This is a genomic window from Streptomyces sp. GL_148 (genome assembly GCF_057834205.1).
In genome coordinates this window covers 5,833,994-5,855,951 of sequence record NZ_CM174396.1, presented here as the reverse complement: position 1 = coordinate 5,855,951, position 21,958 = coordinate 5,833,994, and the positions used below count along the sequence as shown (strand labels likewise).

At 72.1% G+C, this 21,958-nt stretch carries 19 protein-coding genes, 1 pseudogene and 1 riboswitch; of the genes and pseudogenes, 10 read left to right on the top strand and 10 right to left on the bottom strand.

Annotation, left to right across the window (positions count from 1 at the left end; translation table 11 throughout):
• Positions 1–47: 47 nt before the first annotated feature.
• A riboswitch (cobalamin riboswitch) is annotated at positions 48–175 on the top strand.
• A 159-nt stretch (positions 176–334) separates the two neighbouring features.
• The 4 genes from AC3IYI_RS27005 to AC3IYI_RS26990 all read left to right on the top strand — a co-directional run bounded on the left by AC3IYI_RS27005 (position 335) and on the right by AC3IYI_RS26990 (position 6,375).
• Positions 335–2,737, top strand: a complete 2,403-nt coding sequence (locus tag AC3IYI_RS27005; protein ID WP_489406163.1) for a ribonucleoside-diphosphate reductase subunit alpha — start codon at positions 335–337, stop codon at positions 2,735–2,737.
• Positions 2,737–3,750 (top strand): ribonucleotide-diphosphate reductase subunit beta, encoded by a 1,014-nt coding sequence (locus AC3IYI_RS27000; protein WP_489406162.1) that lies wholly within the window; start codon positions 2,737–2,739, stop codon positions 3,748–3,750. Before AC3IYI_RS27005 ends, AC3IYI_RS27000 begins: the two co-directional genes overlap by 1 nt.
• A gap of 31 nt (positions 3,751–3,781) precedes the next feature.
• The gene (locus AC3IYI_RS26995) at positions 3,782–5,188 is read left to right on the top strand and encodes a hypothetical protein (protein ID WP_489406161.1); all 1,407 of its coding nucleotides are present in this window, start codon (positions 3,782–3,784) and stop codon (positions 5,186–5,188) included.
• 206 nt (positions 5,189–5,394) lie between these two features.
• A complete protein-coding gene (locus AC3IYI_RS26990) occupies positions 5,395–6,375 on the top strand; it encodes a helix-turn-helix domain-containing protein (protein WP_489406160.1) in 981 nt (326 codons plus the stop codon).
• Between the two features lie 254 nt (positions 6,376–6,629).
• Here the strand turns inward: AC3IYI_RS26990 and def are convergent, their stop codons facing one another.
• The 8 genes and pseudogenes from def to AC3IYI_RS26950 form a co-directional block, all read right to left on the bottom strand.
• Complete coding sequence (gene def, locus AC3IYI_RS26985; protein WP_489406159.1) at positions 6,630–7,280, bottom strand: peptide deformylase; 651 nt, start codon at positions 7,278–7,280, stop codon at positions 6,630–6,632.
• A 65-nt stretch (positions 7,281–7,345) separates the two neighbouring features.
• On the bottom strand, positions 7,346–8,353 hold the full coding sequence (locus AC3IYI_RS26980; RefSeq protein WP_489406158.1) for a tetratricopeptide repeat protein: 1,008 nt from the start codon (positions 8,351–8,353) through the stop codon (positions 7,346–7,348).
• 117 nt (positions 8,354–8,470) lie between these two features.
• On the bottom strand, positions 8,471–9,730 hold the full coding sequence (locus AC3IYI_RS26975) for an HD-GYP domain-containing protein (protein ID WP_489406157.1): 1,260 nt from the start codon (positions 9,728–9,730) through the stop codon (positions 8,471–8,473).
• 314 nt (positions 9,731–10,044) lie between these two features.
• A pseudogene (locus AC3IYI_RS26970) lies at positions 10,045–11,439 on the bottom strand (HD-GYP domain-containing protein); the annotation flags it as partial.
• A gap of 228 nt (positions 11,440–11,667) precedes the next feature.
• Positions 11,668–12,009, bottom strand: a complete 342-nt coding sequence (gene rsrA / locus AC3IYI_RS26965; protein WP_489406156.1) for a mycothiol system anti-sigma-R factor — start codon at positions 12,007–12,009, stop codon at positions 11,668–11,670.
• Positions 12,006–12,650, bottom strand: coding sequence for a sigma-70 family RNA polymerase sigma factor (locus AC3IYI_RS26960; protein ID WP_008741505.1), 645 nt, complete (start codon positions 12,648–12,650; stop codon positions 12,006–12,008). Before AC3IYI_RS26960 ends, rsrA begins: the two co-directional genes overlap by 4 nt.
• A 279-nt stretch (positions 12,651–12,929) precedes the next feature.
• Positions 12,930–13,604, bottom strand: a complete 675-nt coding sequence (locus AC3IYI_RS26955) for an alpha/beta hydrolase family protein (protein WP_489406155.1) — start codon at positions 13,602–13,604, stop codon at positions 12,930–12,932.
• Positions 13,605–13,688: 84 nt separating this feature from the next.
• A complete protein-coding gene (locus AC3IYI_RS26950; protein WP_489406154.1) occupies positions 13,689–14,504 on the bottom strand; it encodes an SOS response-associated peptidase in 816 nt (271 codons plus the stop codon).
• 53 nt (positions 14,505–14,557) lie between these two features.
• Between AC3IYI_RS26950 and AC3IYI_RS26945 the strand changes: the two genes are divergently transcribed.
• The 4 genes from AC3IYI_RS26945 to AC3IYI_RS26930 all read left to right on the top strand — a co-directional run bounded on the left by AC3IYI_RS26945 (position 14,558) and on the right by AC3IYI_RS26930 (position 18,286).
• Complete coding sequence (locus AC3IYI_RS26945; protein WP_489406153.1) at positions 14,558–15,322, top strand: M50 family metallopeptidase; 765 nt, start codon at positions 14,558–14,560, stop codon at positions 15,320–15,322.
• A gap of 140 nt (positions 15,323–15,462) precedes the next feature.
• Positions 15,463–16,824: a 3-phosphoshikimate 1-carboxyvinyltransferase gene (aroA, locus tag AC3IYI_RS26940; protein ID WP_489406152.1), complete on the top strand. Its 1,362-nt coding sequence runs from the start codon at positions 15,463–15,465 to the stop codon at positions 16,822–16,824.
• An 8-nt stretch (positions 16,825–16,832) separates the two neighbouring features.
• On the top strand, positions 16,833–17,843 hold the full coding sequence (gene rsgA, locus AC3IYI_RS26935; RefSeq protein ID WP_489406151.1) for a ribosome small subunit-dependent GTPase A: 1,011 nt from the start codon (positions 16,833–16,835) through the stop codon (positions 17,841–17,843).
• A 119-nt stretch (positions 17,844–17,962) separates the two neighbouring features.
• Positions 17,963–18,286 carry a DMT family transporter gene (locus AC3IYI_RS26930; RefSeq protein WP_489406150.1) on the top strand — a complete coding sequence of 108 codons (324 nt, stop codon included), beginning with the start codon at positions 17,963–17,965 and terminating at the stop codon, positions 18,284–18,286.
• On the opposite strand, the gene AC3IYI_RS26925 is transcribed toward AC3IYI_RS26930, so the two are convergent.
• Entirely contained in the window at positions 18,252–18,881 is a 630-nt protein-coding gene (locus AC3IYI_RS26925) for a TetR/AcrR family transcriptional regulator (RefSeq protein WP_489406149.1), read from the bottom strand. The two genes, AC3IYI_RS26930 and AC3IYI_RS26925, sit on opposite strands and share 35 nt — an antisense overlap.
• Positions 18,882–19,014: 133 nt before the next feature.
• Between AC3IYI_RS26925 and hisN the strand changes: the two genes are divergently transcribed.
• Both hisN and AC3IYI_RS26915 read left to right on the top strand, forming a co-directional pair.
• The gene (gene hisN / locus AC3IYI_RS26920) at positions 19,015–19,818 is read left to right on the top strand and encodes a histidinol-phosphatase (RefSeq protein ID WP_489406148.1); all 804 of its coding nucleotides are present in this window, start codon (positions 19,015–19,017) and stop codon (positions 19,816–19,818) included.
• 211 nt (positions 19,819–20,029) lie between these two features.
• Positions 20,030–20,437 (top strand): CBS domain-containing protein, encoded by a 408-nt coding sequence (locus AC3IYI_RS26915; protein WP_250750305.1) that lies wholly within the window; start codon positions 20,030–20,032, stop codon positions 20,435–20,437.
• Between the two features lie 69 nt (positions 20,438–20,506).
• Here the strand turns inward: AC3IYI_RS26915 and AC3IYI_RS26910 are convergent, their stop codons facing one another.
• Positions 20,507–21,958, bottom strand: a complete 1,452-nt coding sequence (locus tag AC3IYI_RS26910; RefSeq protein ID WP_489406147.1) for a catalase — start codon at positions 21,956–21,958, stop codon at positions 20,507–20,509.

Below are 21,958 nucleotides of genomic sequence, written 5' to 3'. Positions count from 1 at the left end.
AGCGACACAACATGTGGGGGCTACCGCGAGCACCGGCCCCCACATGTATGCTCGTGCTCGCTGTCGTCGCAGGGGAATCCGGTGAGAATCCGGAACTGTCCCGCAACGGTATGAAATGCACCGACCTTCGGTTGCATCCGCAAGTCCGAGGACCTGCCGACAGTGCGCCCGGCTCGACCGAACCGGGTGCAGATGTGTCCGGGCCTCGCGGTTGGGCCGGTGGACGCCACGTGGCGCACGCGCACGGCCCTGCCAGGCACGCGCTCCCCCACGTGCGCCCCCTCGCGCCCCGCACCAACGGTGTTCCCGGAGCCGAGCGAGGAGAGCTCCCCCCGTGACCATCGCGCCTTCCGCACCGCGCGCCGAGTCCGACCCGTCCGCTCATGAGGGTCCGGGGGCCGCGCTGCTGCGCACGCTCACCGAGCTGACCGTCGACCTGCCCGACACCGACCCCGGCCGGGTCGCCGCCGCCGCGCTGCGCGGCCGCAGCGCCGCCGCCGACGAGGCGGAGCTCCGTACGCTCGCCACCGAGGCGGCCGCCGGACTGATCTCCGAGGACCCGGCCTACTCCCGCCTCGCCGCCCGCCTGCTGACGCTGGCCGTGCGCGACGAGGCCGCCGGCCAGGGCGCCACCTCCTTCTCCGGCTCCGTCGAGGTCGGCCACCGCGAGGGGCTGATCGCCGACCGCACCGCCGACTTCGTACGCCTGCACGCGAACCGGCTCGACGCGCTGGTCGGGCACGCGCTCGCCGAGGGCGCCGACGACCGCTTCGGCTTCTTCGGCCTGCGCACCCTGCACAGCCGCTACCTGCTGCGCCACCCGATCACCCGCCAGGTCATCGAGACCCCGCAGTTCTTCATGCTGCGCGTGGCCTGCGGTCTCGCCGCGGACACTGCGTTTGATTCAAGTACTGCCGTCCCGGCCGTGGAGGAAGTCGCCTCCCTCTACCGGCTGATGAGCCGCCTCGACTACCTGCCCTCCTCCCCCACCCTCTTCAACTCCGGCACCCGGCACCCGCAGATGTCCTCCTGCTACCTGCTGGACTCCCCGCTGGACGAGCTCGACTCGATCTACGACCGCTACCACCAGATCGCGCGCCTCTCCAAGCACGCCGGCGGCATCGGCCTCTCGTACTCCCGCATCCGCTCCCGCGGCTCGCTGATCCGCGGCACGAACGGCCATTCCAACGGCATCGTGCCGTTCCTGAAGACCCTCGACGCCTCCGTCGCCGCCGTGAACCAGGGCGGCCGCCGCAAGGGCGCCGCCGCGGTCTACCTGGAGACCTGGCACGCGGACATCGAGGAGTTCCTGGAGCTCCGCGACAACACCGGCGAGGACCAGCGCCGTACGCACAACCTGAACCTGGCCCACTGGGTGCCGGACGAGTTCATGCGCCGCGTGAACGCCGACGCCGACTGGTCGCTGTTCTCGCCGGCCGACGTCCCCGAGCTGGTCGACCTGTGGGGCGACGCGTTCGACGCCGCCTACCGCAAGGCCGAGGCGTCGGGCCTGGCCCGCAAGGCCATGCCCGCCCGCGACCTGTACGGCCGGATGATGCGCACCCTCGCTCAGACCGGCCAGGGCTGGATGACCTTCAAGGACGCCTCCAACCGCACGGCGAACCAGACCGCCGAGCCGGGCACCGTCGTCCACTCCTCGAACCTCTGCACCGAGATCATCGAGGTCACCAACGACGGCGAGACGGCCGTCTGCAACCTCGGCTCGGTCAACCTCGGCGCGTTCGTCGTCAACGGGGAGATCGACTGGGAGCGCCTGGACGAGACCGTCCGCACCGCGGTCACCTTCCTCGACCGCGTCGTGGACATCAACTTCTACCCGACCGAGCAGGCCGGCCGCTCCAACGCCCGCTGGCGTCCGGTGGGCCTGGGCGCGATGGGCCTCCAGGACGTCTTCTTCCAGCTCAAGCTGCCCTTCGACTCCCCCGAGGCGAAGGCCCTGTCCACGAAGCTCTCCGAGCGCATCATGCTCGCGGCGTACGAGGCCTCGTGCGACCTGGCCGAGCGCAGCGGCCCGCTCCCCGCGTGGGAGCAGACCCGCACCGCCCGCGGCGTTCTGCACCCCGACCACTACGACGTCGAGCTGAGCTGGCCGGAGCGCTGGGACGCGCTGCGCGCGCGGGTCGCGAAGAGCGGCATGCGCAACTCCCTGCTCCTGGCCATCGCCCCGACGGCGACCATCGCCTCCATCGCGGGCGTCTACGAGTGCATCGAGCCGCAGGTCTCCAACCTCTTCAAGCGCGAGACCCTGAGCGGTGAGTTCCTCCAGGTCAACGGCTACCTGGTGCAGGAGCTCAAGCGGCTCGGCGTCTGGGACGCCCAGACCCGCGAGGCGCTGCGCGAGTCCTCCGGCTCGGTCCAGGGCTTCGGCTGGATCCCGGCGGAGGTGCGCGACCTGTACCGCACGGCGTGGGAGATCCCGCAGCGCGGACTGATCGACATGGCGGCGGCCCGTACGCCGTTCCTGGACCAGTCGCAGTCGCTGAACCTGTTCCTGGAGACGCCCACCATCGGCAAGCTCAGCTCGATGTACGCGTACGCCTGGAAGCAGGGCCTGAAGACCACGTACTACCTGCGCTCCCGCCCCGCGACGAAGATCGCCCGCGCCGCCTCCGGCAGCACGGTCCCGGCGGCCGCCACCCCGCTCCCGCAGGCCGTCGACGCCGACGCGCTGGCCTGCTCCCTTGAAAACCCCGAGTCCTGCGAGGCCTGCCAGTAATGAGCTCCACCGACAAGAACCTGCTCGACCCGGGCTTCGAACTGACCCTCCGCCCCATGCGCTACCCGGACTTCTACGAGCGCTACCGGGACGCGATCAAGAACACCTGGACCGTCGAGGAGGTCGACCTCCACTCGGACGTCGCGGACCTCGCGAAGCTGACGCCCTCCGAGCAGCACATGATCGGCCGCCTGGTCGCGTTCTTCGCGACGGGCGACTCGATCGTCTCGAACAACCTCGTGCTGACCCTGTACAAGCACATCAACTCCCCGGAGGCGCGCCTGTACCTGTCGCGCCAGCTCTTCGAGGAGGCCGTGCACGTCCAGTTCTACCTGACGCTGCTCGACACCTACCTGCCCAACCCGGACGACCGCGCGGCCGCCTTCGACGCGGTCGAGGAGATCCCCTCGATCCGCGAGAAGGCGCAGTTCTGCTTCCGCTGGATGGACTCGGTGGAAAAGATCGACCGCCTGGAGACGGCCGCCGACCGCCGCCGCTTCCTGCTGAACCTGATCTGCTTCGCCGCGTGCATCGAAGGCCTGTTCTTCTACGGGGCGTTCGCCTACGTCTACTGGTTCCGCTCGCGCGGCCTGCTGCACGGTCTGGCGACGGGCACCAACTGGGTGTTCCGTGACGAGAGCGCCCACATGAGCTTCGCCTTCGAGGTGATCGACACGGTCCGCAAGGAGGAGCCGGAGCTCTTCGACGACGCGCTCCAGCAGCAGGTCGTCGACATGCTGAAGGAGGCCGTGGAGGCGGAGCTGCAGTTCGGCCGAGACCTGTGCGGTGACGGCCTGCCGGGCATGAACACCGAGTCGATGCGCGAGTACCTGGAGTGCGTCGCGGACCAGCGCCTGGTCCGCCTCGGCTTCGCGCCCGTCTACGGCTCGCAGAACCCGTTCACCTTCATGGAGCTCCAGGGCGTCCAGGAGCTGACGAACTTCTTCGAGCGCCGCCCGTCGGCCTACCAGGTCGCGGTCGAGGGCACGGTCGACCTGGACGAGGACTTCTAGGTCCCGTCACCAGTTGCTAGCGTCCCCGCCCATGGGAAGATCCACCTGGTTCACCAGGTTCTCGGGCGGGGCCGCACTGCTACTGACGCAGGTGGCGATCTACGCCTTCGTCGTCCGTCCGGGGATGCTCGTACCCCGATGGGACGTCGTCATACCGGGGGCGGCGGCGCTCCTGTGCACCGCCGCCTGGCTGTGGGGCAGGCTCCGGCCGGCGCGGACCGCGCCCGCGCTCGCCGCCGGACCGGTTCCGTCGCCGCCGGGGCGGCTGCGGTGGAGGCGGATCGGACTGCTCCGGCCGTTCGTCCTCATCTGGTTCCTGTTCTTCGCCCCCGTCTTCCTCGTCGATCTGGCCCTGCAACCCGACGGGGCCGACGCCCGCCGGATCTCGGCCCTGCAGGACGCGGGGGCCGTCGTCGACGAGGTACGGATCACGAAGGTGCACGGCCTGCGGAACGTGGGCCACCGGCACACCGGTGACGTGACCGTCGGCGTGCCCGGGATCCACGGAACCGAGCCGCTGCGCGTCGACGGAGCCCGGCTCGGCTCCTGGGCCTCGGAGAAGGGCGACCACGTCCGGGTGCTCCACGTCCCCGGCAGGCCCGGGCTCGGCGGCTACATCGACGAGGAGTCCGACACCGAACGGCTCGGCACCGGCGGATCGTCCCTGTGGGGTACCCGCTCCCCGGACGGCGACACCTTCCTCCTCGAGCTGCCGCTCTTCGGGCTGCTGCCCCTCCTGGTCTTCGGCCTGAGGCGGGCGTTCGGCTCGACCGGCCCCCTGCGGGTGCTGCGCGATGACGCGCGTACCGGCGGCCCCCTGCCCGCCGTCCGCGCCGAGATCACGGCCGCGGTGCGCACGGACACCACGGTCCTGGGCCGGCTCGCGGGCACTCCAAGGACGAAGTCCCGGTCCTGGCTGGGCCTGAAGCTCGCGGACGGCACCGAGGTCAAGGCCCGCACCGGCAACGCCGATGTGGATCACTCCCTGCCCGGGCTCGCCGCCGGGTTCGCGGGGCGGCCCGGCTGGCTGTGCGGCGCCGCGCGCTGGCGGCTGCTCGGCGCCGCTCAGCCCGTCGTGTTCGTCACCGACGACGGCGAGGCGCTCTGGCTCACCCTCGACCGCGACACCTTCGAGAGCGTGCTCGCGGACAGCTCGGTGGAGCCGGACGCCCGCCGCCGGGTACGCCCCGTCCCGCCGCGCACCCCGGTGGCGGCCGGCTCCCACGTGCCCTGGCTCGCCGCCCTGTTCGCGGCGTTCGCCCTGCTGCTGCCACCGCTGCTGACCCCGTCCACCCATCTGCTGTCCTGGGTGCTGTGCGCGCTGTCCGCGCTCTCCCTCACGGCGGCCGGCGTGCTCCTGTTCACGGGCCGCCGCCGGGTCCGTGCCAGGGCGACCGGCTGGACCGTGACCTCCGACCGGGACCCGGCCCTCGGCTGACCGCGCCGCTCGGCCGCGCGGATCTGCCGGTCGAGGCGGCGCTCGCGCGCGGTTCCGTAGAGGGCGGGGCCCAGGAGCAGGGCGGCGACGGCCAGGACGACGAAGTAGTCGAGGAATGTGTTCATGACTCCACTCTCGCCACGGCGGCCGAAACCGGACAGTGGCAGGACTGTCATGAAAGAGCGAATTACTGCCACACTGGAAGCATGCTGAAGCCTTCCTCCCTCAACAACGTGGCCGTGGCCGTGGTGAACGGGGTCACCCCCTTCGAGATGGGCATCTTCTGCGAGGTCTTCGGGATCGACCGCAGCGCCATGGGCCTGCCGACCTACGACTTCGCCGTCTGCGCGATGGAGGAGAACCCGATCACCGTGGGCGACGGCCACTACAGCCTCACGCTCCCCCACGGACCCGAGCGACTGGAGGAGGCGGACCTGATCTGCCTGCCCGCCGACCGCGAGGCACCCACCCGCGTGTACCCGGAGCCCCTCCTGGAGGCCCTGCGGCGGGCCGTGGACCGGGGCGCGCGGGTGCTGAGCGTGTGCAGCGGGGCCTTCATGCTGGGCGCGGCCGGCCTGCTGGACGACCGGCGCTGCACCACGCACTGGATGCACGCCCCGACCCTGGCCCGCCGCTTCCCGCGGGCCAGGGTCGACCCGGACGTGCTCTACGTGGACGAGGGCCAGGTGATCACCTCGGCGGGGACCGCCTCCGGGATCGACGCGTGCCTGCACCTCGTGCGGCAGGAGCAGGGCGCCGAGGTGGCCAACACCATCGCCCGGCGGATGGTCGTACCGCCGCACCGGGACGGCGGGCAGGCGCAGTACATCCAGCGCCCGCTGCCCCGCACCTCCTGCGACACCGTGGGCGAGGTGATCGGCTGGATGGCCCGCCACCTGGAGGAGGAGATCACGGTCGAGCAGCTCGCGGAGCGGGCCCACATGTCCGCGCGGACCTTCGCCCGCCGCTTCCTCCAGGAGACGGGGACCACCCCGTACCAGTGGGTGCTGCGCCAGCGGGTCCTGCTGGCGCAGGAGCTACTGGAGGCCACCGACGAGACGGTGGACGCCATCGCGGGGCGCTGCGGATTCGGTACCGCGGCGGCCCTGCGCCACCACTTCCTGCGGACGCTGAGCACCACCCCGAACGCCTTCCGCCGCGCATTCCGGGGCCCGGCCGCGGCCTGACGTCCGGCCGACTTGACAAAATGATCAAGAAATTTCCCCGCCTTGATCGTTTTCGTCCTACGGTTTGCTCGTTCGCATACGACAGGGGATCTCATGACTCGCACCATCCGGACCGTCGGCCGGCACCCGGCCGCGCCCGAACCGAGCGACATCTCCTGGGACTAGCCCCCCGCGCCGCTCCACGCGAAAGGCGCCCCGCTCCGGTCAGGAGCGGGACGCCTTTCGCGTACGGGTACGGGTACGGGTACGGACGGCTACGCGTTCGGAACCGTCTCGTAGCGCGCGGTGCCCTCTTCCATCTGCCGCAGCGCGTCCTTGCGGTCCCGCTTCGAGAGCCGGTCGATGTACAGGTAGCCGTACAGGTGGTCGGTCTCGTGCTGCAGGCAGCGCGCGAAGTAGCCGGTGCCCCGCACCTTGATCGGGTTGCCCTGGGCGTCCTGGCCGGTCACCTCGGCGTAGTCCGGGCGGGCCAGCGAGGCGTAGGCGGTCGGGACCGACAGGCAGCCCTCGTTCGAGTCGTCCAGGATCCGTGCGCCGGCCGGCAGCTCGACGAGCTTCGGGTTGATCACCACGCCGGTGTGACGGTTGCCGTCGTCGTCCGGGCAGTCGTAGACGAAGACCTTGGCGTCGACGCCGATCTGGTTCGCGGCGAGGCCCACGCCCTCGGCGGCCTTCTGGCTGGCGAACATGTCGTCGATCAGCTGCGCCAGCTCGTCACCGAACTCGGTGACGTCCTTGCACTCCCGGTGCAGGACCGGGTTGCCGACCACCGTGATGGGGCGGGCGGTGCCGCGCTCACGGTGGGCGAGCTCGCGCGCCTCACAGTTCTCGGTGTCCACGACGTACCCGTCGTTCACTTCGCCGGCCACACCGACCTCGACAACGTCGTTCTCCTGCTGCGCCATGTCCGCCGTACGCCTTCCGTAATTCCACCAGTCACCGATGTGCCGGTACAGACTACGGCCCCGGCTCAGCAGACCTCTTCGAGATCCCGCCACTCCCGGCTGTCCGGACTGTCCGCGACCCAGCCGTCGAGCAGCCCGCGCACCAGGCCCGCCGGCGCCGCGATCCCGCACTCCCGCTCGGGCACCCACAGGGATCCCGACCCGGTCGTACGGTGCCCCAGCGGGCCGGGGTGGCCCGGTTCGCTGTGGTCGTGCGGGTCCAGCTGCTCGCCGTCGCCCTCGCCGCTCGGCATCGCGCTCTCCGAGCAGGTCCGGCACAGCAGCCGCACCGAGGAGGACCAGTCCTCGGCGGCGAAGCCGGCGTCGGAGGCCAGCTGCTCCAGGGCGTTGCGGTCGGCTTCGGTGGCCGCCTCCAGGAGCACCACCCAGGTCGGCACCGGGGAGGGCGCCCACAGCTCGATCTCGTCGAACACGGGGTAGGAGGGCCCGGCCGCGGTGACGCGCTCGCCGTGCGGGACCCCGTCGTGCAGGACGACCTCGCCCCAGCGCCGGCCCGAGGAGGGCAGCGGGATCGACAGGACCTCCATGCGGGCCGGGTCCAGCCGGCGGCCCCAGACCACCTCGGCCTCGCCCTCGGGCGACAGCCGTACGGCCGCGCTCCCGAGCTCCATGCCGACCGGTTCGCCGTTGGCGTGAGGGCCGCCGCCCGGCCCGTGCGGGTCTCCGGGCACCTTGAGCCCGTACGCCTGCCAGGCGCGACGGGCCAGCGGCCAGTCCTGCAGCGCGGTCGCGGCGATGCCGACGTTCCACCAGTCCGGGGCGCCGGTCTCCCGGTCGAGCAGGGCCACGGCACGCAGCCCGGCGGCCCGCGCCTGCTCCCAGTCGTGGCGGAACTTGTGGAGCAGCGCCAGGTTGAACCAGGACTCGGACAGCCAGGGTTCCAGGTCCGCCGCTCTGGTCAGGAGCGCGCCCGCGTCCTCGTACCGACCGTCGCCGATCAGCGTGAACGCGCGGTCGGTGGCCTGCCGCCACGAGGCGGAGGGCCGATGCCGTACCTTCCCGAAGATCCTCACGATTCCCGCCTGCCGGACACTCTTGCTCGGGACACTCCTGCTGCGAACGCTCCTGCCGGAAACACTCTCACTGGCATCCAACCATGCCCACTCGGACGGCCGCTCATTACCCATGGGTTACCCAGGCGGGACGGGTACGACTCTGGCACGTCCGCCCCGGGCGAGCACCCTGGCGAGACACTCCACGACTTCCGGCTGGTAGTCGCTGCCGGTCCCCAGGCGCAGCCGCTCCAGGGCCTCCAATGAGCCGCCCGGGTGACGGGCACCGCCGACGAGGTCGTCGTACGCGTTGATCGCGCGCACGATCCGGGCGGCGACGGGCTGGTCGCGGTACGGGTCCGCCTGCAGCTCCACCACCACCGCGACCTCGGCCGGGACGCCCGTCTGGCGGGCCACCTCCCCGCCGAGCCCGGCGATCCTGCGGGCCTCGGCCTCGGGCAGCTCGGCGGTGGCCCCGGCCGGGACCGGGTCGACGAGGGAGAGCTGCCCGATGTCGTGCATGAGGGCGGCGTACTCCAGCACCCTGAGCTCCCGCTCCGAGAGGCCCAGCTCCCGCCCCACGGCGCAGCTGAGGGCGGCGACCCGGCGGGAGTGGCCGGGCCGGGTGTAGCCGGCGATCTCGGTGGCGCGGGCGAGGGAGGTGATGGTCTGGCGGTAGGTGGTGCGGATGGCGGTGATCCGGTGGAAGGACATCTGGGTCAGGAGCAGCGGCACGCTGAAGACGGGCACCGCCCACAGGCCGGCGACGGCGACGCCGAGGGCCATCACCACGCCCGTGGCGCAGATCGCGGCGCCGATGCCCAGCTGGGCGCGGAGCTCGTCGCGCAGCAGCGGGGCGAACGGCCAGCCGGTGCGGGCCCCGGCGAGGGCCGCGCCGAGGACCGCGTCGCACAGGGCCGTGAGCCCGAGGACGAAGACCAGGAAGAGCACGAGGTACGGGCCCTGGCCGACCCATTGCTCCAGCCGCCCGGAGTTGTAGAGCGGCTGGAAGCAGACGGCGGCGAAGGTGACGGTGAGGACGCGGCGGGCCAGGTGGTCGAGGGCGGGACCGCGGCCCCGGGCGATGTGCGGGACGATCCCGAGGAGCGCGGCCGCGACGACCACGGCGACGATCTGCAGGACCCCGTGGTGGGTGGGGGCTCCGGCGTTCTGCCCGAGCAGGGCGTACGCGAGCGCCCCCGCGGATCCGAGCGGCGCGGGCTGCTGGCGGGCGGCGTCGCCGCTGTCCCGGCGGGCGAGCTCGCCGATGGTGATCAGGGTGCCGAAGGCGAGGGCGATGCCCGGCTCGGTGAGGCCGTTCCACACGGTGTGCCCGAGCGCGGCCACGGTCAGCGCCCCGGCGGCCCCGCGCACGACGGCGACGGCCCAGCCCCTCACGCCGTTGCTCCCGCTGCAGGGGCGGACGGGGACCGGGGCGTTCCCGCCGGGTCCGCTGCCGCCGCCGCGGAGGCGGACGGGGAGCCCGGCGTCCCCGGCCCGTCGTGCCGCCCCGTTCCGGGCCGGCCTGTGGGCACGCTCTCCACCGGGGGTTCCGGCACGCAGTGGCAGGCCTGGGGCGAAGCCCCGGCGGGGGCGGCCTGGGCGGGCAGCCCGGCCAGCATGGAACCGGTGCCGTCCGGCACCCCGCCCGGGGCGCCGCTGGGCACGGCCCGGTCGGTGTCCGCCACCCGGCCCGGGGGGCCGATGGGCACGGCCCGGTCCCCGTCCGCCCCTGCAGCGGGAGCAAGGGCCGGGATCACCTGGAGGTCGTCGTCCGAGGTCACCTTCGGATGCCAGCCCTGGCGGCCGATCGCGTCGACGAGCGCCTTCACCATCTCCGGGTCGAACTGGGCCCCCGCGCACCGTTCCAGCTCGGCCAGGGCGACCGGCACCGGCCGGGCCCTGCTGTAGGACCGGGTCGAGGTCATCGCGTCGAAGGCGTCGGCGACCGCCACGACCCGGGCCAGCACCGGGATCTGTTCCCCGGTCAGCCCGTACGGGTAGCCGGAGCCGTCCACCCGCTCGTGGTGGTGCAGGATCGCCGCGCGGGCCTCTCCCAGGAAGCCGATGCCGCGCACCATCTCGTGTCCGTACTCGGGGTGGAGTTCGATGATCTTGCGTTCTTCGGAGGTCAGCGGTCCGTCCTTGCGCAGCAGCCGGGTCGGGACGCCGAGCTTGCCGACGTCGTGCAGGATCCCGGCGATGCGGACGACTTCGAGGCGTTCCTCGCCCATGCCCAGCTCGCGGGCGATCATCGCCGAGGCCTGGCCGACCCGCTCGCTGTGGCCGCGGGTGTAGCGGTCCTTGATGTCGACGGCCTGGACCAGCGCCCGGATGGTGGCCTGGTGGGCGGCGCGCTCGCGGTGGTACTGGGCGAAGACCCAGCAGGAGATGTACATCGGCAGCATGACGAGCAGTGCGGCCGGGAGTCCGTACGGGCTGCGCCACATGACGGCCATCATCAGCCCGGCGAGGCCGTGCACGCAGTGCGGGGCGAGGGACCGGGTCGCGAGGCCCCGCCAGGCGGTGGCGGCGGGCCGGCGTTCGGCGGCGGCCAGGATGCCGCCGTCGAGGGCGGTCAGCACCAGGCAGAAGGCGACGGCCGCGGCGGCGGCGGGGAACATCACGTACGGGAAGTCGGCGACCCAGGCGGCCGGGCCCGCAGACCCGTCCGGGCCCGGCGGCCCCGTCCCGCCGACGGGGCCCGCGCCCAGCGCCTCGGGCCCGCCCAGCAGCCCGTAGAGCTGCCCTGCGGTCCAGGCGGCTATGGACTGCTGCGCCCCGTGCCAGATGCGCCGTACCCGGGCGGGCCGCGCCGTCACGGTTCCGGCGAGTCCGCCGGGCAGCGCGACGAGGGCGGCGGCCGCCGGCGGCAGGAGGAACACGGCGGCCAGCACCACCGGGAAGAAGGAGCCGAGGCCGTCGGGCACCCGGCGTCCCATGAGCGGGCAGACCTTGACCAGTTCGCAGCCGAGGTAGAGGACGGAGAGCAGACCGATGGAGGGCCACGGTGTGGCGGAACCGGTGACGGCCGGGGCGGCGCACGCGCAGGCGGCGATGACGGCGCACAGGACGTAGGCGCGCGCCAACGGCGGAAGTACCCGCATGGCGCTCTCCTCCCCCTGAGCCGTGCAAGTCAGGTACGAATCAAACCAGTACCGAATGGGGAGAATAAGTGGGGCCGGGAGCGAGGTGGGCCACATTTTTGCATTGCGCCATGCGGACGCCCCCGGATTACCACGTTCGAGTGAAGGAAGTGCCCTTCCGGGGGCGGCTGTTCGAGATTGTTCAATCGGGTACTACTTCATCGGCGAACCTGGCCGATTTTCAACTTTTCAGCCCGCCGCAGATCCCGGCATCGGCTCGGATGCGACGGCCGGCTCGGGTGACGCGGCCGTAATGTCATGGTCCGGCACGGCCTGCCCCGAACGGATGAGCTCGATCCGCCCCATCACCTTCGAGCGCAGGTCGGTCGGCACGTCGTCCGAACCGCAGCAGCGCTTGACCAGCTTCTTCACGGCCTGTTCCAGGCCGTACTTCTCCAGACAGGGATTGCACTCGCCGAAGTGCGCCTCGAACTTCGTGCAGTCGCTGTCGGGCATCTCCTGGTCCAGGAACTCATAAAGATGGTCCAGGACCTCGGAGCACTCCGTCTCGTGCGCATCTCCGCAGCTCATGAGCCCGAGCCTTTCAGGTCGTTCGACTCTCCCGCGCCGGCCGGGACGAGCCCGCGCTCACGGGCGTAGTCCTCAAGCATTCCACGGAGTTGACGGCGGCCACGGTGCAGTCGCGACATGACCGTACCGATGGGTGTACCCATGATGTCCGCGATCTCCTTGTACGCAAAGCCCTCTACGTCGGCAAGATAGACCGCGATGCGGAACTCCTCCGGAATGGCCTGGAGCGCTTCCTTCACGTCGGAATCGGGCAGGTGATCGAGAGCCTGCGACTCTGCGGAACGCAAGCCCGTCGACATGTGCGACTCGGCGCGCGCAAGCTGCCAGTCCTCGATCTCCTCCGCCGCACTGCGCTGGGGTTCGCGCTGCTTCTTGCGGTACGAGTTGATGAAGGTGTTGGTCAGAATGCGGTACAGCCACGCCTTCAGGTTGGTGCCCTCGCGGAACTGGTGGAAGGACGCGTACGCCTTCGCATACGTCTCCTGGACCAGGTCCTCGGCGTCGGCCGGATTGCGCGTCATGCGCAGGGCGGCCGAGTACATCTGGTCGAGGTAGCCGAGGGCATCCCTCTCGAAGCGCGCATTGCGCTCCGGGGTCGTCTCCTCCGCGTGGCCTTCGTCGGTCCCGGCGACAGGACCCACCTCCTCCGACTGCGTGGCGGCTCCGAAAGCGGACCCGCTCGAATCGGAGAATAGTCGACCATCCCGGTCGCCCGCCGCCCGAACCAAGCCGCGCTTGGGCGCGGGCAGCACTGTCCAGTCCAGGTCAGCGGCCTGCGGACGGTTCTGGCTGATGACCTGGGTCATGCGGTGCCTCTCCTCCGACGTCTTCCCGTACGTACCGACATCCGGGACAACAGGCGGCCAGGGCGGCGCATTCCCCCGCGGGGCAGGGGTTTCGGGACCAACGTCACACCGGCGTCACACCGGCAGCAGCCGGCCGAGCCACCCGGCCACCGCGCCGGTGATCACCTCCAGGGCCTCCTCCTGCGTGGGACCGGTCCTCTTCGGCACGGCGAAGCCGTGATCCCCGCCCTCCACTTCCACCAGCTCGTACGAGGCTCCGCGCGCTCCCCGCGCCGGGAACTCCTCCGGCCGCCCGAAGGCGTCGCGGCCGCCCTGGACCACCAGCGCCGGCCGCCCGGCGCCCAGCAGCTCCTCGGCCCGGGACTTCTCCGGCCGGCCCGGCGGGTGCAGCGGGAAGGCCAGCGCGAGCACCCCGGCCGCGCCCAGTTCCGCGGCGGTGCGGCAGGCCACCCGGGCCCCGGCGCTGCGGCCGCCCGCGACGACGGGCAGACCGGGCTCCGCGAAGGCGGGCCACAGGGCGCTCCAGCCAACGTCCAGCACCTTGGGCGCGGCTGCGACCTTCTTCCCGGCGACCCGCCAGGGCTGCTCGGCCAGCGCCACGGTGATCCCCAGGGCGGGCAGGGCCGCGGCCAGGGCCTGGAGGTCCCGGGCCTCGATCCCGCCGCCGGCTCCGTGGCCCAGGGCGAGCACCAGGCGGGCCTTGCCCGCCGGGGCCGGGTGCCAGGTGATGCGGGCCTCGCCCGCCGGGGTGCCGATGATCTCGGTGCGCTCGGTGCGTGTGCTGCTCATGCCCCGATCATGCCGCTCGGCGGCGGCGGCCGGGGTGACGCCGGGGCCGCCGGGAGCGCCGGGGGGCCGGGCGGCTCCGGGGCCTCAGAAGAGCGTGCCCTCCTCGGGCCCTTCCAGTTCCTCCAGCAGCTCGGGCCCGTTGTTGCGGACGTTGCTCGCGGCCGTGGACACCGGATAGGCGCGCATCAGCCCGCCGGGCGGCGGGGCCAGCAGGGCCTGGAGCTCGTCGGGGTCGGTCCGCGCCGGGTCCAGCCAGGCGTCCCACCGGTCCGGGGTGAGCATCAGCGGCATCCGGGGGTGGATGTCGGCGAGCGAGCGCGGACCCGCGGCGGGGGCGACGCCGAGCGGACCGGCCTCGGCCTCGGCGGTGATCACCGAGCAGGTCGCCCACCAGGCGAGCGGATGCTCGTCGGGCAGGGTCCGGTCGCGCCAGAACTCGTATATCCCGGCCATGGCGAAGACGGAGCCGTCGGAGGGCAGGACGAAGTAGGGCTGCTTGCGCGTCCGCTTCTTCTTGCCCTCGACCTCGAGCTGCCTCTCGTCGTGGGCGGTGACCCACTCGTAGTAGCCGTCCGCCGGGATGATGCAGCGGCGCTGTGCGAAGGGGCGGCGGAAGGACGGCTTCTCCGCGATGGTCTCGGACCGGGCGTTGATCATCCGGGCGGCGCCGTCGGGGTTCTGCGCCCAGGACGGGACGAGCCCCCATTTCAGGACCCTCAGCTGGCGAACCGGACGCGGGCTCGGAGCGTCTTTCAGTGGACGGTCGAGGACGACGTGGACCTCTTTCGTCGGAGCCACGTTCCAGTCGGGCGCGAGCACCTCCTCGGGCTCCCACCGCTCCACCCCGAAGACCTCGGCCAGCTCCTCCGGCCCGCGACTCGCTGCATACCTTCCACACATGGCTGCCACACTGCCATGTCACCCGACCGCCACCACAAGGAGTCCGCCACCTCATGAACACCAGCACAGCGGTCGGCCTGTGGGACCGGCTCACCGGCATACAGGCGGCGCCCGACCAGTGGCTGGTGATCGCGACCGGGCTGGCGGCGCTCGTCGTGGTGGGGCCCCGGCCGGTGTGGCGGCTGTCGCGCAACGCGATCACCATCGCCCACGAAGGCGGCCACGGACTGCTGGCGCTGCTGACGGGCCGCAGCCTGGAGGGGATACGGCTGCACTCGGACACCAGCGGGGTCACCGTAAGCCGCGGCAAGCCCACCGGACCCGGCATGGTCCTCACCGCCGCCGCCGGGTACACGGCGCCGTCCCTGCTCGGCCTCGGCGGGGCGGCCCTGCTCTCGGCGCACCGGATCACCCTGCTGCTGTGGGCGGCGACCGCCCTGCTGCTGGCGGTGCTGGTGATGATCCGCAACGCGTACGGGCTGCTGTCGGTGCTGGTCACGGGCGCCACCTTCGTACTGGTCTCCTGGCTGGCCCCGGCGGACGTGCAGGCGGTCTTCGCGTACGCCGTGGTGTGGTTCCTGCTCCTCGGCGGCGTCCGGCCGGTCTTCGAGCTGGGCGCGAAGCGCCGTCATCACAGCGGCGCGGCAGCGTCTCGTTCAGGGGTGGTGGCCGGGCGACGGGCGGGAGCGGCGCCCGACTCCGACGCGGACCAGCTCGGACGGCTCACCCATGTGCACCCGGTGGTGTGGCTGCTGTTCTTCCACGTGGTTGCGCTGTCCTCGCTCATCGGCGGCGGCCGCTGGCTGCTGGCCCTCTGACCGGCCGCTGACCGGCCGCTGACCGACGGCCGCCTCCTTCCGGGCGACCGCGGACCGGGCCGGGCCTGCGCGTGTCCGCCCGCCGAGACTCCCCCGGTGATCAAGATCTGCGGCCATGGGAAGCCACTAAAGTGGTGGCCATGACCGAGACCCCCGCGCCCCACGCCCTCTGGCCCGCCCCGCTCGCCGAAGCCGCCGTCCAGGCCACCGTCACCGTGCCCGGGTCCAAATCGGTCACCAACCGCGCCCTCGTGCTCGCCGCGCTCGCCTCCGAGCCGGGCTGGGTGCGCCGCCCGCTGCGTTCGCGCGACTCCCAGCTGATGTCCGACGCGCTGCGCGCGCTGGGCGTCGGCATCGAGGAGACGGTCTCGTCCAGCTCCGCCGGCGAGGGCGACAACGGCGAGGCCTGGCGCGTCATCCCTGCCGCGCTGCACGGCCCGGCCACGGTCGACGTCGGCAACGCGGGCACGGTCATGCGCTTCCTGCCGCCCGTCGCCACCCTCGCCTCCGGCGACATCCGCTTCGACGGGGACCCGCGCTCCTACGAGCGCCCCCTGGGCCAGGTCATCACGGCGCTGCGCACGCTCGGCGCCCGCATCGACGACGACGGCCGCGGGGCGCTGCCGCTGACCGTCCAGGGCGGCGGGGCCCTGGAGGGCGGGACCGTCGAGATCGACGCGACCAACTCCTCGCAGTTCGTCTCCGCGCTGCTGCTCTCCGCCCCGCGCTTCAACCAGGGCGTCGAGGTCCGGCACGTGGGCACCAACCTGCCGTCCATGCCCCACATCCGGATGACCGTGGAGATGCTGCGCGCGGCGGGCGCGCAGGTCGACACCCCCGAATCCGGCGGCGAGAAGAACGTCTGGCGGGTCGCCCCCGGCGCCCTGCTCGGCCGCGACCTGGTCGTGGAGCCGGACCTGTCCAACGCGCAGCCCTTCATGGCGGCGGCCCTGATCACCGGCGGCACGGTCACCATCCCGGACTGGCCGCGCCGCACCACGCAGCCCGGTGACGCGCTGCGCCGGATCTTCACGGAGATGGGCGGTTCCTGCGAGCTGACGGACGCCGGCCTGGTCTTCACCGGCACCGGCAAGATCCACGGCATCGACGTGGACCTGGGCGAGGTCGGGGAGCTCACCCCGGGCATCGCGGCGGTCGCGGCGCTGGCCGACTCGGAGTCCGTGCTGCGCGGGGTGCAGCACCTGCGGATGCACGAGACGGACCGGCTGGCGGCGCTCACCAAGGAGATCAACGGGCTGGGCGGCGATGTCACGGAGACCGCGGACGGTCTGCGGATCCGGCCGCGCGCGCTGCACGGCGGCACCTTCCACACGTACGACGACCACCGGATGGCCACGGCCGGCGCGGTGATCGGCCTGGCGGTGGAGGGCGTGCTCATCGAGAACGTGGCGACGACCGCGAAGACCCTGCCGGACTTCCCGAGGATGTGGGCGGACATGCTCGCCCGGGCCGAAGCGGCTCCGGCAGGCGTGGGAGCGTAGGGCCCGCCATGCGCAGGTACGGGAAGCACACCGACGAGGACGACATCCGCCAGCGGCCCAACCCCAAGGGCAACCGGCCGCGTACGACCATCCGCCCCAAGCACGAGGACGCGGCCGAGGGCTTCGTCCTGACCGTGGACCGCGGACGGCTCACCTGCCTGGTCGAGGACCGTCCGGTGCACGCGATGAAGGCCCGCGAGCTGGGCCGCAAGGCGGCGGTGGTCGGGGACCGGGTCTGGATCGTCGGTGACCTGTCCGGCAAGAAGGACACCCTCGCCCGCATCGTGCGGATCGAGGCGCGCAAGTCCGTCCTGCGGCGCACGGCCGACGACGACGATCCGTACGAGCGCGTCGTCGTCGCCAACGCCGACCAGCTGGCCATCGTGACGGCGCTGGCCGACCCCGAGCCGCGCCCCCGCATGATCGACCGCTGCCTGGTGGCCGCGTACGACGCCGGGCTGGAACCGCTGCTGGTGCTCACGAAGTCCGACCTGACCTCCGCGGACAAGATCCTGGAGATCTACTCGACCTTCGGCCTGAACTACGTGGTCACCAACCGCGACGAGCTGGCGACGGGTGACGCGGCCGACCGGGTGCGCGAGCACCTGAACGGCCGGATCACCGCCTTCGTCGGCCACTCCGGCGTCGGCAAGACCACGCTGGTGAACTCGCTGGTCGCCGAGGGCCGCCAGCGCGCGACCGGCGTGGTCAACGCGGTGACCGGCCGCGGCCGGCACACCACCACCTCGGCGCTCGCGCTGCCGCTGCCGGGCGGGGACGGCTGGGTCATCGACACCCCGGGCGTACGGTCCTTCGGCCTGCACCACGTGGACCCGTCCCGGGTCATCCTGGCCTTCCCGGAGCTGGTGCCGGGGACGGAGGGCTGCCCGCGCGCGTGCAGCCACGACGAGCCGGACTGCGCGCTCGACAAGTGGGTGGAGGACGGTCACGCGGATCCGGCGCGGCTGTACTCGCTGCGCCGGCTGCTCCAGACGCGGGAGCGCCGCGAGGGCGACTGATCGATGGGCGATCGACCGGCGGGGTTTGCCGTACCCGATGTCTGGTAAAGGCATAATCGCACCAAGTGGCGCTCGGGCCCGCCCGTGAGCGCGTCACATGATGCGGGGAGGCGTACGCCATGGCGTGGCTGCTGGTCGTGGTCGCCGGGATCCTGGAAACGGGGTTCGCGGTCTGCCTCAAGCTGTCGCACGGCTTCACCCGGCTGTGGCCGACCATCGCCTTCGCGTGCTTCGCGCTCGGCAGCTTCGGTCTGCTGACGCTGGCCCTGAAGAAGCTGGATGTGGGACCGGCCTACGCGGTGTGGACCGGCATCGGGGCGGCCGGTACCGCGGTCTACGGGATGGTCTTCCTGGGGGACCTGGTCTCCACCCTCAAACTCGTCTCGATCTCGCTGGTGATCCTCGGCGTCATCGGGCTCCAGCTCTCGGGCTCGTCCCACTGAGGCCCGTCGCACCGGGGCCCGTCGCACCGGGGCCCGTCGCACCGGGGCCGGGCGCACCGAGCATGCGCAACAGCCCGGCGTGGCCCGGCTCCGGCGGCTCCCCCGGAGCGATCAGGTAGGACAGCGCGAGCCGCACGGCGAGCTCGCACCGCTGCGCACCCTCCTGCGCCCCGAACACGGCGTCGGCCCGCTCGCGGACCCCGCGGATCAGCTCGGCGGGCCCCAGCGCGGGCAGCCCCGGCCGGACTCCGCGGCCGGCCGGGACGGGTAAGTTGCCGTTCCAGCACCCGGTCAGCAGGGCTCGCGCGAGGGGGCGCTCCCGGCCCGCGCGCACGGTCCACTCCACGACCGCCGCCAGCCGCTCGGCCGGAGCGCCCGAGGAGGTCAGGGCCCGGTCCACCCCGTCGAGGTACCAGGCCGCGTCGCGGCGGACCAGGGCGTGGCCCAGGCCCGTCTTGCCCGCGAACTCGTTGTAGAGGGTCTGTCGCGAGACCCCGGCGGCCGCGGCCACGTCGATCATGCGCACGGCCGGCCACGGGCGCGCCACGAGCGCCGCTCCCGCCGCTTCGAGCAAGGACTCCCGGGCCGTCGGCACCGTCGCCTCCCCTTCGACGCCTCCGGTCGACGTCTCCGCCAGAGTTGACGGACCGACAGATCCTGTCAAGGGTGCCCGTGCCGCACCGTGGACGTCTTCCACGGCGCCCCGGCCGCCTCGGTAGGGTTCTGGCATGCCCGAGTATGACGATGACCTGCGCCTTGCCCTCGAACTCGCCGACGCGGCGGACGCCGCCACGATGGAGCGGTTCCGCGCCCTCGACCTGAAGGTCGAGACCAAGCCCGACATGACCCCGGTGAGCGAGGCGGACACCGCCACCGAGGAGATCATCCGGGCCGGGATCTCCGCCGCGCGTCCCGCCGACGCCATCCTGGGCGAGGAGTACGGCCTCAAGGGCGACGGCCCGCGCCGCTGGGTCGTCGACCCGATCGACGGTACGAAGAACTACGTGCGCGGCGTTCCGGTGTGGGCGACGCTGATCTCGCTCATGGAGGAGCAGGCCGACGGCGCCTTCCGTCCCGTGGTCGGCGTGGTGTCCGCGCCCGCGCTGGGCCGCCGCTGGTGGGCGGCGCGCGGCCGGGGGGCCTTCGCGGGCGGCGCGCTCGGCGAGACCACCGCGCTCGGCGTCTCCAAGGTCGCCACCCTCGGCGACGCCTCCTTCGCCTACTCCTCGCTGAGCGGCTGGGAGGAGCAGGGGCGGCTGCCCGGCTTCCTGGACCTGACCCGCGCGTGCTGGCGTACGCGCGGCTACGGCGATTTCTGGCCGTACATGATGGTCGCCGAGGGCTCGCTCGACCTGTGCGCCGAGCCGGAGCTGAACCTGTGGGACATGGCGGCCCTGGCCGTCGTGGTGGAGGAGGCCGGCGGCCGCTTCACCGCTCTGGACGGGGTGGACGGCGTGCACGGCGGCAACGCGGCGGCCTCCAACGGGCTGCTCCACGCGCAGATGCTGGACCTGCTGCGCCCGCGCGGCTGACGCGTACGGGACGGGGCGCGCGCCGCCGTGGCGGCGCGGCCCGCGCTCGCAGCGCCGAAAGCGCCCCTTACGCGCCTCCTTGCTGGCTTTCGGTGTGCGTGGGAATCTGAGACTCCTCCGCTTGTGCGCTTGTGAAGGACTTCTCTAAGTGCGGCCCTTCGTGCGCGCACCCCACCCAGGCGGAGGGACTCACCAGGAGGTGGCTCTCTTCATGCTCGTCCGCGACGCCATGAGCACCGTGATCCTCACCCTCGGACCCACTCACACCCTGCGGCAGGCGGCCTGCCTGATGTCCGGCCGGCGCGTCGGCGCCGCCGTCGTCCTCGATCCCGAACACAGCGGCATCGGCATCCTGACCGAGCGCGACATCCTCAACTCGATCGGCGCGGGTCACGATCCCGACCGGGAATCCGTGGGTGCGCACACCACCAACAACGTGGTCTTCTGCACCCCGGACGCCACCGTGCAGGAAGCCGCCGAGGCGATGGCCCACGGCGGCTTCCGTCATCTGATCGTCCTGGAGCACGGCGGCCCGGTGGGCATCGTGTCCGTACGCGATGTCATCCGCTGCTGGGCCCCGGCACGGCGCACCACCGTGCCCGCGTCCGTACCCGCGTAGGAACGGCCGACGGGCCGGCGCCCCCTTACGGGAGTACCGGCCCGTCGGCCTGCTACGGCAAGGCGTCCATCAGGCGCGGAGGGCCTGGACCGCGGCCTCCAGACGCTTGCCGAAGTCACCGTCCGCCTGACGGAAGTTGTTGATCGCACGCTCGACGATGTCGTCGCGGGAGACCTTGGCGATGAAGCCGGAGAGGTTCTCGATCAGACGGGTCTTCTCGTCCTCCGAGTACAGGCGGTAGAGGTTGCCCGCCTGAACGAAGTCGGTGTCCTCGGAGTGCGAGGGCGCGACGTGGTTGCCCGTGCCACCGGTGACGGCGGAGGAGACCCACAGCGGACGGTCCGTCTGGTGCGGGCCGCCGAAGCTGTTCGGCTCGTAGTTCTTCGAACCCGCGTGGCGGCCGTCGTACAGGTAGCCGTCACGGGAGTTGGTGCGCGCCTCGGTGGCGTGCGGACGGTTCACCGGCAGGTGGTCGGCGTTGATGCCGACGCGGTAGCGGTGGGCGTCGCCGTAGCCGAAGAGACGGCCCTGGAGCATCTTGTCCGGGGACGGACCGATACCGGGGACGAAGTGCGCCGGGGAGAAGATCGACTGCTCGACCTCGGCGAAGACGTTCTCCGGGTTGCGGTTGAGCTCCAGCTTGCCGATCTCGATCGGCGGGTAGTCCTCGTGCGGCCACACCTTGGTGAGGTCGAACGGGTTGAAGCGGTACTCGGCCGCCTCGGCCGCCGGCATGATCTGGACCTGCACGGTCCAGGACGGGAACTCGCCGCGCTCGATGGACTCGCGCAGGTCGCGCTGGTGCGAGTCGGGGTCCTCACCGGCGAGCTGGTTGGCCTCGGCCTGGGTGAGGTTCTTGATGCCCTGGTCGGTCTTGAAGTGGTACTTGACCCAGAAGACCTCGCCGGCCTCGTTGTTCCACTGGAACGTGTGCGAGCCGTAGCCGTTCATGTGGCGGTAGGTCGCCGGGATGCCGCGGTCACCGAACAGCCAGGTCACCTGGTGGGTGGACTCGGGCGACAGACCCCAGAAGTCCCAGACGTTGTCCGCCTCCTGCGAGCCCGTGTACGGGTCGCGCTTCTGGGTGTGGATGAAGTCGGGGAACTTGATGGCGTCCTTGATGAAGAACACCGGGGTGTTGTTGCCGACGAGGTCGTAGTTGCCCTCTTCGGTGTAGAACTTCAGCGCCCAGCCGCGGGGGTCGCGGACCGCGTCGGCGCTGCCGAGGTTGCCCGCGACGGTGGAGAAGCGCAGGAAGGTCTCGGTCTCCTTGCCGACCTCGGACAGGAACTTCGCACGGGTCCACTGCGAGACGTCACGGGTCAGCGTGAACGTGCCGTACGCACCGGCGCCACGGGCGTGCACCACGCGCTCCGGGATGCGCTCGCGGTTGAAGTGCGCGAGCTTCTCCAGCAGCAGCTGGTCCTGAACCAGAACGGGGCCGCCGATGCCGGCGGTCTCGCTGTTCTGGTTGTCGGCGACCGGAGCTCCGGCCTCCGTGGTGAGCGGTCCCTGCGTCAC

What these genes read in the sequence shown, in the direction of transcription:
- AC3IYI_RS26930 (WP_489406150.1), top strand. Translation starts at nt 17,963, where the DNA reads ATGGCGTGGCTGCTGGTCGTGGTCGCCGGGATCCTGGAAACGGGGTTC.
- AC3IYI_RS26950 (WP_489406154.1), bottom strand. Translation starts at nt 14,504, where the DNA reads ATGTGTGGAAGGTATGCAGCGAGTCGCGGGCCGGAGGAGCTGGCCGAG.
- AC3IYI_RS27000 (WP_489406162.1), top strand. Translation starts at nt 2,737, where the DNA reads ATGAGCTCCACCGACAAGAACCTGCTCGACCCGGGCTTCGAACTGACC.
- aroA (WP_489406152.1), top strand. Translation starts at nt 15,463, where the DNA reads ATGACCGAGACCCCCGCGCCCCACGCCCTCTGGCCCGCCCCGCTCGCC.
- rsrA (WP_489406156.1), bottom strand. Translation starts at nt 12,009, where the DNA reads ATGAGCTGCGGAGATGCGCACGAGACGGAGTGCTCCGAGGTCCTGGAC.
- AC3IYI_RS26990 (WP_489406160.1), top strand. Translation starts at nt 5,395, where the DNA reads ATGCTGAAGCCTTCCTCCCTCAACAACGTGGCCGTGGCCGTGGTGAAC.
- hisN (WP_489406148.1), top strand. Translation starts at nt 19,015, where the DNA reads ATGCCCGAGTATGACGATGACCTGCGCCTTGCCCTCGAACTCGCCGAC.
- AC3IYI_RS26995 (WP_489406161.1), top strand. Translation starts at nt 3,782, where the DNA reads ATGGGAAGATCCACCTGGTTCACCAGGTTCTCGGGCGGGGCCGCACTG.
- AC3IYI_RS26915 (WP_250750305.1), top strand. Translation starts at nt 20,030, where the DNA reads ATGCTCGTCCGCGACGCCATGAGCACCGTGATCCTCACCCTCGGACCC.
- def (WP_489406159.1), bottom strand. Translation starts at nt 7,280, where the DNA reads ATGGCGCAGCAGGAGAACGACGTTGTCGAGGTCGGTGTGGCCGGCGAA.
- AC3IYI_RS26945 (WP_489406153.1), top strand. Translation starts at nt 14,558, where the DNA reads ATGAACACCAGCACAGCGGTCGGCCTGTGGGACCGGCTCACCGGCATA.
- AC3IYI_RS26955 (WP_489406155.1), bottom strand. Translation starts at nt 13,604, where the DNA reads ATGAGCAGCACACGCACCGAGCGCACCGAGATCATCGGCACCCCGGCG.
- rsgA (WP_489406151.1), top strand. Translation starts at nt 16,833, where the DNA reads ATGCGCAGGTACGGGAAGCACACCGACGAGGACGACATCCGCCAGCGG.